This is a genomic window from Methanosarcina acetivorans C2A, assembly GCF_000007345.1.
GTDB classification, from domain to species: Archaea; Halobacteriota; Methanosarcinia; order Methanosarcinales; family Methanosarcinaceae; genus Methanosarcina; species Methanosarcina acetivorans.
Window position 1 is genome coordinate 5519043 of sequence record NC_003552.1, and the last position, 13682, is coordinate 5532724.

The 13682-nt window shown below is 42.4% G+C and carries 15 protein-coding genes; 6 read left to right on the forward strand and 9 right to left on the reverse strand.

The features are described 5' to 3' along the window. Positions 1 to 97 precede the first annotated feature (97 nt). The 5 genes from MA_RS23330 to dapB all read left to right on the forward strand — a co-directional run bounded on the left by MA_RS23330 (position 98) and on the right by dapB (position 4226). Positions 98 to 862: a heparan-alpha-glucosaminide N-acetyltransferase gene (locus tag MA_RS23330; protein ID WP_048065998.1), complete on the forward strand. Its 765-nt coding sequence runs from the start codon at positions 98 to 100 to the stop codon at positions 860 to 862. 430 nt (positions 863 to 1292) lie between these two features. Beyond that, positions 1293 to 1634 (forward strand): hypothetical protein, encoded by a 342-nt coding sequence (locus MA_RS23335; protein WP_048065999.1) that lies wholly within the window; start codon positions 1293 to 1295, stop codon positions 1632 to 1634. Between the two features lie 663 nt (positions 1635 to 2297). Then, positions 2298 to 2492 carry a 30S ribosomal protein S17e gene (locus MA_RS23340; protein WP_011024348.1) on the forward strand — a complete coding sequence of 65 codons (195 nt, stop codon included), beginning with the start codon at positions 2298 to 2300 and terminating at the stop codon, positions 2490 to 2492. A gap of 70 nt (positions 2493 to 2562) precedes the next feature. After that, positions 2563 to 3438 (forward strand): 4-hydroxy-tetrahydrodipicolinate synthase, encoded by an 876-nt coding sequence (dapA, locus tag MA_RS23345; protein ID WP_011024349.1) that lies wholly within the window; start codon positions 2563 to 2565, stop codon positions 3436 to 3438. Then, positions 3435 to 4226 (forward strand): 4-hydroxy-tetrahydrodipicolinate reductase, encoded by a 792-nt coding sequence (dapB, locus tag MA_RS23350; protein WP_011024350.1) that lies wholly within the window; start codon positions 3435 to 3437, stop codon positions 4224 to 4226. The genes dapA and dapB overlap by 4 nt, the downstream gene beginning before the upstream one ends. A 444-nt stretch (positions 4227 to 4670) precedes the next feature. Here the strand turns inward: dapB and MA_RS23355 are convergent, their stop codons facing one another. From MA_RS23355 to MA_RS23390, 9 genes are all read right to left on the reverse strand, one after another. Continuing rightward, positions 4671 to 5087, reverse strand: coding sequence for a hypothetical protein (locus tag MA_RS23355; protein ID WP_011024351.1), 417 nt, complete (start codon positions 5085 to 5087; stop codon positions 4671 to 4673). Between the two features lie 21 nt (positions 5088 to 5108). Then, the gene (locus MA_RS23360; protein ID WP_011024352.1) at positions 5109 to 5630 is read right to left on the reverse strand and encodes a hypothetical protein; all 522 of its coding nucleotides are present in this window, start codon (positions 5628 to 5630) and stop codon (positions 5109 to 5111) included. Between the two features lie 30 nt (positions 5631 to 5660). Then, positions 5661 to 6071: a hypothetical protein gene (locus MA_RS23365; RefSeq protein WP_011024353.1), complete on the reverse strand. Its 411-nt coding sequence runs from the start codon at positions 6069 to 6071 to the stop codon at positions 5661 to 5663. Between the two features lie 28 nt (positions 6072 to 6099). Beyond that, the gene (locus MA_RS27785; RefSeq protein WP_157860403.1) at positions 6100 to 6273 is read right to left on the reverse strand and encodes a hypothetical protein; all 174 of its coding nucleotides are present in this window, start codon (positions 6271 to 6273) and stop codon (positions 6100 to 6102) included. A gap of 30 nt (positions 6274 to 6303) precedes the next feature. Beyond that, a complete protein-coding gene (locus tag MA_RS23370; RefSeq protein ID WP_011024354.1) occupies positions 6304 to 7362 on the reverse strand; it encodes a right-handed parallel beta-helix repeat-containing protein in 1059 nt (352 codons plus the stop codon). A gap of 300 nt (positions 7363 to 7662) precedes the next feature. Then, positions 7663 to 8070, reverse strand: a complete 408-nt coding sequence (locus MA_RS23375) for an ArsR/SmtB family transcription factor (RefSeq protein WP_011024355.1) — start codon at positions 8068 to 8070, stop codon at positions 7663 to 7665. Beyond that, the gene (locus MA_RS23380; RefSeq protein WP_011024356.1) at positions 8063 to 9568 is read right to left on the reverse strand and encodes an ArsR/SmtB family transcription factor; all 1506 of its coding nucleotides are present in this window, start codon (positions 9566 to 9568) and stop codon (positions 8063 to 8065) included. Before MA_RS23380 ends, MA_RS23375 begins: the two co-directional genes overlap by 8 nt. Before the next feature lie 133 nt (positions 9569 to 9701). Next, entirely contained in the window at positions 9702 to 11585 is a 1884-nt protein-coding gene (locus MA_RS23385; RefSeq protein WP_011024357.1) for a right-handed parallel beta-helix repeat-containing protein, read from the reverse strand. 491 nt (positions 11586 to 12076) lie between these two features. Then, the gene (locus MA_RS23390) at positions 12077 to 12502 is read right to left on the reverse strand and encodes a hypothetical protein (protein ID WP_157860404.1); all 426 of its coding nucleotides are present in this window, start codon (positions 12500 to 12502) and stop codon (positions 12077 to 12079) included. A 196-nt stretch (positions 12503 to 12698) separates the two neighbouring features. On the opposite strand from MA_RS23390, the gene MA_RS23395 reads away from it, so the two are divergent. Beyond that, positions 12699 to 13616, forward strand: coding sequence for an IS481-like element ISMac4 family transposase (locus MA_RS23395; RefSeq protein ID WP_011020628.1), 918 nt, complete (start codon positions 12699 to 12701; stop codon positions 13614 to 13616). Positions 13617 to 13682: the final 66 nt, after the last annotated feature.

Consider the following 13682-nt stretch of genomic DNA (forward strand, 5'->3'; position numbering starts at 1 on the left):
TCCCCGTGTCCCGCAGAATATATAAGTGTGGCTCTCTTTACAGGAAGTCAAAAGTATTAAACTAACGGGATTTCAGGGTATTTCGGAGAAAAAGTATATGAGAAGGCACTCAAACCGTTACTGGGAAATTGATTGCCTGCGGGGTTTTGCCGTTATTTTAATGCTTGGATACCATTTTCTCTATGACCTCGATTTTTTTGGGCTTTCTGATGTTGATTTAAAGTCCGGCACTTTACTCTACATTGGGAGGGGGGCAGCTTTCCTTTTCATCCTGATATCCGGAACCGCACTTTCCATAAGCCGTTCAAGAGCTCTTGCCAGTGAAGCCTTAGGAAAGTCTGAGGAAAATTTTTCAAAATACCTGAAAAGAGGACTGAGACTTTTGTCAATGGGAATGATAATTACAGGGATAACCTGGATTTTTTTCCCGGGACAGTATATTCTCTTCGGAATCCTGCACTTTTTCGGAGTCTCGGCCATGCTTGCATACCCTTTCCTGAAATACGGAAAAGAAAACCTGCTCTTCAGCCTGTTTTTTGTATTTATAGGGTTCTACCTTAAAGAGAGAACCTTCAAATTTTCTACCCTGCTCTGGATTGGCTTCAGGCCCGAAGGCTTCACGACCCTTGATTATTTTCCCCTGTTTCCCTGGTTTGGAGTGCTCCTCGCAGGAATTTTCCTTGGGAATTCCCTTTATAAAGGTGGGAATAGGCAATTTGAAGTCCCCGAAGCCGACAAATTTTTGCTTCCGAAACCCCTTTCCCGAATAGGGGAACATTCCCTGTTCATATATTTTATCCACCAGCCTCTTTTCCTTGGGTTTTTGCTTCTGACAGGGCTCCTTGACCCGGGGATGCTGTGAATAATAGAAAGAACCAAACCTGCTGTTTTTATATATAATACAGGCACCTGATTTTGATTATTATCCGACGTTAAGGCTGCCGGGCTGTAACTACTATCGGTAATATTATTTACATAATCGAAAATATTTTAATATCCAATATTATCCAGCCGTACTACTATTCATATAACCAAAAATATTTTAAATATCCAATATTATCCACCATATCTAATATTATCTACGTGTATATTATTTACAGAGCTGAAATTCATATCAAATATTATCTGTCGTTATTCATCCGTATTGCAATATTGAAAAACCGTACTTTGATATTGATCTTGCAATAACCCCTGAATAATTATCCGCACGAATTACCTTTATAAGGTTGAACTCTTGAGAATCAACCTCTAAGAGGTAAAAGTGCAAAACCAAAAAGAAAATGGAGAAAAGAATGTACCTGGAAATTGCAATGCTTGCCTATTTCGTAGTCCTCTTCCTGACAATTCGGGATATCCGAATTTTTAAAAGGACGGGCTATATTTCTTACAGGAAAGGTGCCCTTAAAGGGCTTGCAGCTTCTTCCCTGATCCTCATAGGGGCAATTAGCATTGAAGCAAAACCGGAAATTGGCCTGCTCATTGTTTTATTCGGGCTTACTGTAAATCGTAAAGGTGCAAGAGAGCCTGTTTTCACAAGTGCAGGGACACTTGACCGTTTCCTGGGAAAAACTGATTATGTAAAGAGCAACAGATTGAAAAGAAGTAACAAAAAGGCAGGATTAAACAAAAATTGAAGGGAGGAAAAGGATAAGTAGAAATAAAAGGGAAAAAGGAAACAGGAAAAAGACTAAAAGGGAAAAACCAGGATCTGGTAACAAAAAGGCAGGATTAAACAAAAATTGAAGGGAGGAAAAGGATAAGTAGAAATAAAAGGGAAAAAGGAAACAGGAAAAAGACTAAAAGGGAAAAACCAGGATCTGGGAGAGAAAGAATCAAAAGAGAAAGGCAAAAACAAATGGGAAAAGAAACGGGATGAAATACAAGAATGCTTTTCTTAAGAAGGCAAACTGACTAAATAACAAGGTTAGCCGGCTAAAAGTTTCTATAAAGTATCCTTCTACCAGAAAAGACAGAAGAAAGAAATACATACAGAAGGCAGAAGAAAAAAACATATACAGAAAAGGCAGGAGCATTCCCGAAAATACATTTTCACCCCAAAACTTATAAATCTCAAGTTACCTATTAGTCGACAAAATCAGTATAGTCAAATTTTTGTATCCAGTTTCCACTAAATCATCAATCGGAGATAGAAGAAAACCCGTATTATGAAACTACTTCCTTTTCCGACTTCACGTTAACCGCATCACGTTAACCAGAATTCACAGGGAAACATGGTTAGATAAACCACAAAAACTTGAATAACTGGAATAAAAAACAAAAAACCAAGAGGAGATACGATGGGAAATATAAGAGAGACAAACATCAAAAGAACTGCATTCAGCCTGCTTGAAAACTATGGAGATGTTTTTACAAAGGACTTTGAGACCAACAAAGCCCTTGTGACAAAGTATACAACCATTGAAAGCAAAATAATTAGAAACAGGGTTGCAGGCTACGTCACAAGAAAAGTTGCACGCATGAAAGTCTACTGAACCAAGTATACTGAATCAGTTACTGAATAGATTAAGAACTTACTTCCGGGAACAGGCAGGGGATATCTATATGTTTGAAGGAGCAATGCCTGCCCTGATCACTCCATTTACGAAAGACGACAGGATTGACAGGGAAGGCTTACGAAGGAATATAGCATTTGTGGAAGAGGGAGGGGTTTCAGGAATTGTGCCCTGTGGCACAACCGGAGAATCGGCAACCCTTTCCGCTTTGGAGCATGAAGAAGTTATCGACATTGCAGTGGAGTGCGCAAAGGTTCCTGTAGTTGCAGGAACAGGTTCAAACAACACAGGAGAAGCCCTCCAATTTACAAAACACGCCGCGGATGCGGGTGTCGACGGCGTACTTCTCATATCTCCCTATTACAATAAGCCTAATCCTGCAGGCTTGCTTGCACACTTCAAAAAGATTGCAGAAGCAGTGGATATCCCTATGATTCTCTACAATGTCCCCTCCAGAACAGGGCAGGATATGCCTGTGGATGTTATCACCAAACTTGCAAAGGTAGAAAACATCGTGGGAATCAAAGAAGCCAGCGGGAGCGTCGGCAAAGTTTCTCAGATCCTGGAGCAGACTATAGATGACGATTTTGTGGTTCTTTCAGGAGAGGACGGGCTGACACTGCCGATTATTTCCGTGGGAGGTAGCGGAGTCATTTCAGTCGCTGCAAATATTGTGCCTGATAAAATGTCGGGAATGGTAAGTGCAGCCCTCAAGGGAGATTATGAGACTGCAAGAAAGATCCATTTCGAGATAGCCCCTCTGATCCGCGCTCTTTTCCTTGAAACAAACCCGATCCCGGCCAAGAAAGCCGCAGAACTTATCGGACTTGCAAGCGGACACCTGAGGCTTCCCCTTGCCCCCATGAGCGATGCCAACCAGTTAAAGCTCGTAACTGAGCTCAAGAAACTGGGGGTAATGAAATGATTAATGCAGCAGTACTCGGAGCCTGCGGCAGAATGGGCTCCTTAATCATAGAAAACATTACCTGCTCCACCGACATGCAGCTCGTTGCTGCATTTGATATCGGGAGCATCGGAAAGGATGCAGGCGAATTTGCTCATGTCAGCAACCTGGGAATCCAGATTTCAGATGTCAAAGACCTTGAAACAGTCCTGAAAAAGACTCAGGCTGATGTCCTTATCGACTTTACTGCAGCCGGGGCAACAATTGTAAACGCCCCCATTGCCGCAGGATGCGGAGTAAACCTTATAATAGGAACTACAGGCCTTACCCCCGAACAGCGTAAAGTAATTGATGAAACTATCCAGAAAAACAAGGTACGTGCAGTTATATCTCCGAACTACTCTGTAGGCGTTAATGTCTTTTTCAAGATAGTCAGAGAAGCTGCAAAGTATCTTTCGGACTATGACATCGAGATTATCGAAGCTCATCACAACCAGAAAAAAGACGCTCCGAGCGGGACTGCTCTTCGGGCAGCTGATGTGATCAGTGAAGCGCTGGGCGGTAAAGAATACGTATGCGGAAGGGAAGGGATCGCTCCCCGCGGGAAGGAAATCGGCATCCACGCCGTGCGCGGAGGGGATATCACCGGAGACCACACAGTACTCTTTGTAGGAAACTCCGAAAGAATCGAGATCCGGCATATGGCTCATTCCCGCCAGATCTTTGCCAAAGGCGCAGTCCGTGCAGCCGAATGGATCTGCAAGCAGGAACCTGGAATATATTCCATGGACGATGTACTCGGACTGTAAAGCTTAATTTGAAGAAACTAAAAAGGCCCGTGTCTGAGATCGCTCAGAACGGCCCCTGTTTCAGGTCTTAGTGGCCGAAAGTTCTTCTTTTTCATCTTATTTTCTTGAGCTTTTTCAGACTTTTTGAAAAATATCAAGAATTCATCAGGAGACGATTTTTACATCAACAATAGCGAAAAGTATAAATTATAAAAGATAGGAAATAGGATGGTGCTTGCTTGTAGAAGTCCAACCCCTGAAGTCTGAAAAACACCATATCATCCCACAACACAGACATGGAAAACTGCCTGCAAGCAAGTATTCCGGTAAAGACCGTCCTTTTCGAAAGATGCAGGGCTCCGGAAAAACAGAAGTCAAAAGATCTCATGAACCAGACGGAGCCCTGCAAAACCTGAAACATTTATTTCGCTGAAAACAACCTGAAAAAGATCTTAAAACCTCTCCTTAAACAGTTATCTCTCCTATGGAAAGGGGCTGACCTTCCGCATACTCAGAGTAGAGTTCTACCTCAACGGTATTCCAGGGCTGGATATTTGTCTGGTAAGTTTCCGTAAACTCGTTGTCAAGAGTGAATTTGAACGTGTAATCCACAATCTCAAATCCTGGCACACGGAACCTGAAAGATTTGGCATGGTAAACTTCCTCTCCTGCCGAAAGCTCGTATGTTTTGTCGAGTACGGAATTATTTTCCAGGTCATATATCTCTACCCGGAGTTCGTGAACTCCTGTATCGTGGTTTCGGACATGGAAAAGAGGAGTAGGAGGTCCTGCTATGAGATAGGGGATGACCACAAACAGCAACATGAATATCAATACTAGGAGAGAAACTCCAAGCATTAGCTTTCTTCTAAAACTTCTCATAAGGATTTCACCCGATCCTGATTACTGAATCTGAATTACTGAATCTGAATTACTCGCATTAATCAGCCTCAACATTTCTTCCAGCTCTACGGTTTCACCTTTACTGACAGCTTTCCCGTCTTCGGTAAGGGAAAATTTACCCTGGAAACACCCACATACCACAAAGTGCTCCAGACCCAGATTTTTAGTAGCCTGATGCGTATCATCCACCAGGTAAAGCAGGACATCTTCCCCAGGTTCAAAAGAAGGTTCATCTTCCACATCCATTGTAAGGTTCCCGGCTGTACCACCCAGAACTCGAACAACAACCTCATTTGAAGAGAGAGGATTCTTTAGATATTCGTCCACTGAAATCACAACATCCCTGTAAATAACCTCATTCGAATCCAGATCCTCCATGACATTTTTCGGCTGTCCCCCATCCGGGGTATTCCATCTTGCAGGCAGGATTTCTTTTACCGAGCCGATAAGGACCAGGTCGGAATTTTTAGCTAGCTCATCCGGGCTTAAGTATTCAACCAGATAGCTGATTCCAATGGTCATGGGGGCATCTGAAGCACTGAATTCTTCAACTTATCCGTTCCCTGCAGGAAAACCGGGATCCGAAAAAGATGATTGGTTTTCAGGCTCCACGAAAATACTGACATTATTTGAACTAATCTGCCCTATCCAGTAGGGTTTTGTGATATCTTCCCCATCGGAAGTGTGGTACTCTGCAAAAAGAGTATATTTTCCCGGGGGAAGAGCCCAGCAACTTGTATCCTGATTTATCTTCAGGGACTCTCCAGGCTGAAGCTCTATAAGAGCATCATCCATTAGTAACTCCCTTTGAAGCACCCCGCATATGTAAGGTACGTAAGAGCCGTTTGAATCCACAAAAATAATGTCATAACTGATCTGTTCCATCAACGTCCACACATTTACGGGTGTACTACCGGCATTTTTCAGGACAAGTTCGATGTTAAAAATTTCCCCTTCAACCATCCGGGTTTTTCAGGGATTACCGTTAAATTCAGCTCCCCTTCCTGGGAAACAGGCTCTCTGTCCCCGATGCAGCCCGCTGCACATACAATAAAGCATAAGATGACATAGAGAGCAAACCCATCGAATAGAAAGCTTGCTTTGCTTTTATCACGTTTACTGGATTTTCAGATTTTGAGAAAAATGCGCTTTTTCTTGCTTGCATTTAGACCTTCCTCCCTTTTGCATAGATCCATTACCCATCCTCATCTGGGATATTGATACCTATTATGCTGCCTCCGATGAAATTGCCTTTAAGGGTATTGTTTTCGGAAACATTTTTCCAGATCCAAGCCTGCCTCTTATCAGAGTCATCAAAGCCCCAAGCCCCACTCAGCAGGCAATTGTTTAAGAAAAAGAGTTCGATTCCGTGCCTGCAGTTCATTCTTAGGGTATTGTTACAAAGAAGATTCCGATCCGAAAAGTTCAGGCCTATACCCAGACGGCTTTTCAGGACATCCCTGTCTCCCAATTCGGTCCCCTGGGTTCCTTGCAGCAGGATTCCGGAGTATACAACATCCCGGATTGTATTATTTTCCAATCTGTTGCTTTCGGCATTCTCAAGCCAGATGCCGTAGCTGCCATTAATCTCTACAGTATTATTCCTCAGGCAGCAGTTATCCGAATTTTCCAAAAAAATGGCATATGTGTTGTTCCTGAACAAATTATCTTCCAGTGTACATTCCTGAATCCCATCGAGAAAAATGCCGGCACTTTTTTTAGGATCTTTACTTCCGTTCGCCCCTTCCACAGTAAACCCGCAGATTTCCACCCCCCTCTTCCTTGTCACATGGAACACAGGGGCCCCGGGATCAGCTGCCCTTATCACCGTATCCTCTGGATTTCCGGACTCAGCCCGGAGCGTCACCTGGGAATCCACAACCAAATTTTCGGTATAAATCCCAGGGGCAACAAGAATAATTTCCCCGGCAAAAGCATTCCTCACGGCTTCCTCAATTGTCAGAAAGTTTCCACTCCCATTCCCGTCTACCCTTGAAGTAAAGGGAGGCCAGCCGAAACAAGCAAAAGCTTCAGCACTGACAATAACACTTTCTTCATCGGAATGAATCTCTCCGACGCACTCAGTCGTGCATCCACAGACTTCCTCTGCACTTACATCGGATTCCTCCACATTGAATTTTTCAAGAGGATATACGGGTACTTCAGCTTCTCCCGTACAGCCCGCGGGGATTGAAGCAAAAAACAACATAAGAGATAGCAAAGCCCCTGCTTTCAGACTTTTGTTAATTTCCATTTTTTCCTCTTTAACTCGTCAGTTTTTTGAAGGTAAAAACTGATGTCCATTAGCATATTTATAAAAAATTATGCGTCCGTGATTATTAAATCACTAACCTACAATTTAATTTCTTAAAATATACATTTTCTGGCCAAATTATCTAACTATTGAGTTCAGTGTACGTTAGGATTACTCCACCATTATATAAAAAAACGGATACCAGCTCCTGAATTTTCCTCTTTATCGGTATTATTTCAAGGCAAAAATAAATATCAAGATAATTCCCGTGCCTGAAAAACGAACTCGAAAAAGGCAGGTTTAATGAAAAGCCCAGACAGTGCAGGGACCCGGATCTCCCCCCATACACTCTCGAAACGGGTCGAAAAGCACGACTCTGCTGACGGAACCTCTCCCCGGAATAAGAATTATCATTTTTTCAACAGGTGAGTAGACCTTGATTTTCCTCCCTTTCCGGCTCCATTTTACCTCCGAGATTCTTATGAGGTCAGCTTCGAGAAGAGAATTAAGGTGATACTGGAGGGTGTTTAGCCGCAGGTTAAGCCTTGCCGAAAGTTCGCTCGCAGAGAGGCAATTTTCTCCAAGGGCTTCAAGTATCCTTATCGAGGTTTCACTGAAAAGGAGTCGGGTAAGTTTTCTGGACTCCTCTGAAAAAGGGAGGAAAAGTACTTCCTCACATGTATGCACACGCATTCTTTCATCAACCATTTACAACTCCTTCCCTTTCATGCCAGGAATATAGATCCTCACCTTCATCTTCTGCAAGGGGTTCTTCCGAACAGGCAGTACCTCCTACTGCGGAATTTTTCTCATTCAGACCAGCCTGATATTTTCCAGAGGGCTCCACAGCTTCATCCGAAGCCTCTAACACAGAGATTTCTTTTTTAGAATCTGCAGAAAAGACTTCATCACTTCCAGAAGACTCGTCCTCTTCGCAACTTGCTCGTCTCCTTTTTATCAGGAACAGGAGCCCGGCTGCTGATGAGAACAGGAGCAGCAGGAGCAGAACAATCAGGTGTTTTAGCATAAGCGGAACACTGTCGAAGACGATATTGAAGGCAGGGTCAAGATTGCTGTATTCCGATGCAAAAACCGCATTTACGTTCAGTAGTACGAATACCGCAATCAAAATAAGAAGTATTGAAGCTGTAATTGTGGAATTAAGAACTCGCCTGAGCAGGAATTTTCTCCCGTAGGCCAGGATTCCTCCGAGCAGTAGCAGAACCAGAGAAATACTAAGGCCCGAAAGTACAGCATCCTTTACAAGCCTGACCCTTGCAAACGCCCTGGCCTCGTTCCAGGCTTCGATTTTCTGGGCAGAAAGTGGAAACCCCACAGTATTTTCAAAGTACATAGCATCGTACATTAATGAATCATAATTTCCCTGGAAATTTTGCTGATCAGGAAGCATCTCCTTTTCATAGAGATCATTTGCAAGACTAATCTCTTCAGAAGTCAGCTCCTTAAGCCCTATACTGGCTGCGGAATCAAGGGTTGAGTCAAATGCTGGGTGTGCAAGGGAAAATACGGCCGGGAGGAAGAGAAGGAGCCCCAATATCAAAAAAAAGTAGCAAAAAATTGGGTTTAAGGACTTCCAACCGGCTTTAAGGGCTGAAATTCCATGGGCTCGAATGGCTGAAAGCAAGCTGCCTATTTTTGACTTTATGCTACCGAACCCTACCTTCTCACCCTTCCCGGAAACCTGAATTCTGGAGCTTGCCTCCATAAGGTGTGTTTTAGCAAAACTGGAGATTTCACTCCCTTTATCAAATAACTTTAGAGTCCATGTTTTGAGGCTGCCCAGGACATACAGGGCTCCATGTTTTACGGCAGCCAGGAAACTGAAAATAAGCAAACCAAGTGAGTCCCAGAACTGCTTAAAGGCGCAGCCCAGCTGTGCCCCTTCTTCCTCACCAGAAAAATTATCCCAGGAGCTGCCCTTTTCTTTCTCTCCGTTTCCAAGTATGGGAAGTATCGCTTCCACGTCCTCTTTCCCCTTTTCGGAAAGCCCGTAACGTTTCAGTTCGTCCTGTTCCACAAGATAATCGAGTTTCTTAAGGTGAAAGCTAAGCTGACCTGTTTTACAGCCTGTGAGCTGCATGAGGTGCGTGAATGTGAGACTGTCATCATAGAGCTTTTTTACAATTGTCGCCCTGATGGGATTTGAAAGGATCTTTAATAACTGTTCTTCGGAATCATTATCCATATTTTCACTATCCCTGCTTACTGAAATTTTTCACCACTATAAATGTACCAGTTTCTGAAGTCTGTGTCTCTGCCAGAATCTGAAGTCTGCAATTGTATCCCTCACTGAGATCCGGGTTTGGACCTCATTTTGATTAAACAAATATCTGGTCAAGGACATCTTCAATCCAGGATTTATCCTGTATTTTCCTCAGACAGATCGTATTGTTGTAGATGCGGTTTTCGGTTGAGTCTTTACTCACAAGAAGCCCTTTTTCACATTCAAAGAGCTGATTGTCATGTACGGAATTTTCGTTGCTGGTATCTTCAAGGGAAATTCCATGAGTATTAGCCCACAATTCATTCCGGACAAGAGTGTTTCCGGAAGAGGTTTCCAGGCTTATCCCACACTGGAAATTATTATTGGCACTATTATTACCAAGTTGATTTTCCGCCGCCTTTAGCAGATAAAAGCCTGCCTGGATGTTGCAAGCCGCAATATTGGACTCAATGGTGTTTCCCATGCTTTCCTCTATTCTGAACCCTGAGGAAAAATCCTCTGCACGGTTTTCAAAGAGCCGGTTTTCATCCGAACCTTTAAGGTAAATTCCATTGTTTCCTCTTTCCATAATATTGGCCCTGAAAAGACTTCTGTTAGAATTTTCTATTACGAGAGCTTCATCGTTCGAGTCAAGGAGATTACTTTCCAGAACGCAGTCCGTGCAGTTCCGGAGAAAAATCCCGTGCTCCATACCCGAGACTCTATTTTTTAAAAGTGTGCAGTTTCCGGCCCCTAGAAGGAGAAGACCCACCTCAGGTCTCTCTCCCCAATCGGATTTGATCACAAAACCCTGAACAGTTACATTATCAGCATTTATTTCAAGAGCCGGAAAATCAGGCTTAGCCGGAATAATTATTACATTATCAAAAGGCCTTGTCTGGAAAATTACGAATTCTCCGGCATCGTCACCCGGCACAGAATTTCCGTATTCAATAACCTCATCATCAACTTCGTATTGCCCGAAATCTGTATCCTTTAAATCCACCTTCCTTAAACCTGTATCCTTTAAATCCACCTCCCTTAAACCTGTATCCTTTAAATCCACCTCTCTTATTATTTCGTATTGCCCGAAATCTGTATCCTTTAAATCCACCTCCCTTATTGCTTCGTATTGCCCGAAATCCGTATCCTTTAAATCCACCTCCCTTATTCTCTGAAAAAGGTCCCGGTATGCCGTACTTACTCCCTGAATCCTATCCAAGGTTCTATTTTCGTCCTCCGTCAGGTACAATTTGACCGAAGGGGCAAAGCTTCTGTTTTCAATTATGTTTTCTGAGATATTAGTAGAAACGTTTTCAGCCATGTTTTCAAGCCCTGCTCTTTCAGTAATATTTCCCTCGTGATCGTCATCAAGCTCTCTTTCGGATGAAATAAGATAAGCGTAAACAACCCGATCCCTTCTGACAAAACCGATCGGATATTTTCTTCGGATTTCCCGAACCGATTCTTCGAGTAAGAGCTTTTCTGATTCTGAAAAAGGTCCATTTTTGATTTCTTCGAGCAGGTCTATCTGCCCGGAAGCATCAAGAATCAACAGCAGATAATCAGAACTTGCTTTTTTGATTGAGGGAGAGATATACATTAAGGTTTCATACATGGGGTCAAGGCCAAATTCTTCTGTGATTTTATCGGCTTCTACCACTATTTTACCGAACTCAGAACTATCAGAATCATCACTCTTCTGGAGGGAGGAGGAAGCATCCCTGTCTTCTGCAATTAATGTTAGATATTTGTCCACAACCACATTTTCATTGTATTCTCCTGCATATACGAAAACCGTATCTCCCTCTTCTGCCATGGCCACAGCGGCCTGGATGCTGCGGGAATCGCCCCAGCCCCGCGCATCCACAGTAACTGTTTTAGCAGAGGTAGAGCCTGTGAATACGAGCAGCAAGAAGCAGAAGGCCAGCACGCAACAGACAAAAATGAGGGGTTTGACCTTCCATCCGTTTCGTATGCATTCTAAAGTCCTTTTCATGACGGTTCATCTCTCAAGCAGTTTTTTCATGCTGATTCTTTTTTCATGCTGATTCTTTTTTCATGCTGATTCATCTATCTTCAGACTTTGAGATAGAAGGAGACTGAGGGAGCCAACCTATCGGGCAGTTTCCTCTTTGCTTGGTATCGATAAATAGATTTTTGACAAAAATTCCGAAAAAAAGACTTGCGTTTATTGGAAATCGTTTTCCAATTTTAGCTGGAAACACTTGCTTGTATACTTTTTTCAAAATAAGCAAAGAAATTCACAGTTTTTATGAAGTTAAGGAGTTTGTCTATGTAACAATTCCGAGTTACCCTTTCGGGAGTAGAACTTATAAATAATATGTATTACGCACGTCTGGATGTTTACTTTGCAAACATCCTTCCTATGAACGGGGCTCGAACATGAATTAGACATAAATTAAACATGAATTAAATATGTAAATTAAGTATATGAATTGAATAAGACCTGATTTAGCGACATGGTTATCACTGTCTTGCAAATACAATTCCGGAACTCAGGTTTTCAACTCTGTCCGCAACAACGATATCTCCCTGTATTCCGAGCTTTTTTCCCCTGTACCATTTACCCCTAATGCTAAGTTTGTCGTCTTTTGAAACAATACAGAGTCCATGATATAGAACCAATGTTGTTCCACTCTCATATGCTATGGAAAATGTACTCTCGTACTTAGAAAACAAACCTCCAAACGCAACCATAATTAAAGGCACACCGATAAAGAAAAATGGCCTTTCATAAACTCTGGAATCTCCAAGGCATGTAGATTCAACGCCAAAAGATTCGGATTTCTCATTTTCCCTGTAATAGGATGAGCTCAAAGGATCTGCGATAATCGGAAAAAAAGTAGCATGCCTGCAATCAGAATAATCATTCCCGCAGCTATAATGCCCCATAAGAGCTGGCCCATGAAATAGGAATAAAAAAGTACTGACGGCACAATAAGTATTACAACTATCAAGATAACGGTAGAGTTTGATCCTTTAGTCACTAGTCAACCTCTTTATACTCATGTTTTTACTTTTATTTCATTTGTGTTTTATCCCGAAATTATTTCGCGCTAAATATGTCGGTTGTAATCCCTTATCTTTTGTGAAACTTAATGGAAAAAAGATACGTTGGATCATTGCTCAAAAATCGAAAGGTGAATCTACCTCGACGATAGCTGAGATCCAGGGGATCTCAGCCCGTCGAGTTCAGCAGATCTACAAAGAATACGTTGAAACTGGTCAGCTTCCTCAAGTTGGCATTAATCTTGGAAGACCAAAGAACCCCTTATCCTCCTCTGATCAGGAATTGATTGACCAAACTTACTCTGATTATAAGTTTGGAGCCTGTTACCTTGAGATTCTCATCGAAGGCAAATATAATCGTAAGATATCTCATAACAGAATCCATAACTACCTACTTAGCATGGACCTTGCCAAGGAAAACCGAAAAAAGAAACAGAGAAGAAAATGGTGTAGATACGAACGCGAACACAGCATGTCTGCTGCACACATCGATTGGCATGAGAATCCCCTGTTAGGACTTCAAGTCTGTGCCATTCTTGATGATTCATCAAGAATGATAATTGCAGGTGGAGAGTACGTTCATTGCAACACGGAGAACACCATTAAAGTGATTGATGAACTTGTCAAAGAGTACTGGGACATATACCCTTTAAGAGAGCTCATTATGGATCATGGAAGTGAATTCGGGGCTCACAGGATTAATAAGGATGGTTCATGGGATAGTGACTTTAAAAGATGCATTGAAGAACTTGGAATCAAACCAATACTTGCAAGGGTAAGACATCCTCAGACAAACGGAAAAATAGAGAAATGGTTCGATACATATCAAAGGTTTAGAGGAGAGTTTGAATCATTTGAAGAATTCGTACAGTGGTATAACAAGAGGCCACATGGAGCTTTGAAACTTGAACAGTTAGAATCGCCACAGGAAGCATTCTGGAATAGATTACCAGTTGAGGCAAAGTTCAGAATAGGAGTGAGATTGTTTGGGTGGTGAAAACATGGACAAGAGGAAAAAAGTTTCAAAGCGAAATTATTTCAGGACAAAACACTTTTATTTCAT

What these genes read in the sequence shown, in the direction of transcription:
- MA_RS23380 (WP_011024356.1), bottom strand. Translation starts at nt 9,568, where the DNA reads ATGGATAATGATTCCGAAGAACAGTTATTAAAGATCCTTTCAAATCCC.
- MA_RS23335 (WP_048065999.1), top strand. Translation starts at nt 1,293, where the DNA reads ATGTACCTGGAAATTGCAATGCTTGCCTATTTCGTAGTCCTCTTCCTG.
- MA_RS23355 (WP_011024351.1), bottom strand. Translation starts at nt 5,087, where the DNA reads ATGAGAAGTTTTAGAAGAAAGCTAATGCTTGGAGTTTCTCTCCTAGTA.
- dapB (WP_011024350.1), top strand. Translation starts at nt 3,435, where the DNA reads ATGATTAATGCAGCAGTACTCGGAGCCTGCGGCAGAATGGGCTCCTTA.
- MA_RS27785 (WP_157860403.1), bottom strand. Translation starts at nt 6,273, where the DNA reads ATGCAAGCAAGAAAAAGCGCATTTTTCTCAAAATCTGAAAATCCAGTA.
- MA_RS23390 (WP_157860404.1), bottom strand. Translation starts at nt 12,502, where the DNA reads ATGGGGCATTATAGCTGCGGGAATGATTATTCTGATTGCAGGCATGCT.
- MA_RS23340 (WP_011024348.1), top strand. Translation starts at nt 2,298, where the DNA reads ATGGGAAATATAAGAGAGACAAACATCAAAAGAACTGCATTCAGCCTG.
- MA_RS23375 (WP_011024355.1), bottom strand. Translation starts at nt 8,070, where the DNA reads ATGGTTGATGAAAGAATGCGTGTGCATACATGTGAGGAAGTACTTTTC.
- MA_RS23365 (WP_011024353.1), bottom strand. Translation starts at nt 6,071, where the DNA reads ATGGTTGAAGGGGAAATTTTTAACATCGAACTTGTCCTGAAAAATGCC.
- dapA (WP_011024349.1), top strand. Translation starts at nt 2,563, where the DNA reads ATGTTTGAAGGAGCAATGCCTGCCCTGATCACTCCATTTACGAAAGAC.
- MA_RS23370 (WP_011024354.1), bottom strand. Translation starts at nt 7,362, where the DNA reads ATGGAAATTAACAAAAGTCTGAAAGCAGGGGCTTTGCTATCTCTTATG.
- MA_RS23385 (WP_011024357.1), bottom strand. Translation starts at nt 11,585, where the DNA reads ATGAAAAGGACTTTAGAATGCATACGAAACGGATGGAAGGTCAAACCC.
- MA_RS23360 (WP_011024352.1), bottom strand. Translation starts at nt 5,630, where the DNA reads ATGACCATTGGAATCAGCTATCTGGTTGAATACTTAAGCCCGGATGAG.
- MA_RS23330 (WP_048065998.1), top strand. Translation starts at nt 98, where the DNA reads ATGAGAAGGCACTCAAACCGTTACTGGGAAATTGATTGCCTGCGGGGT.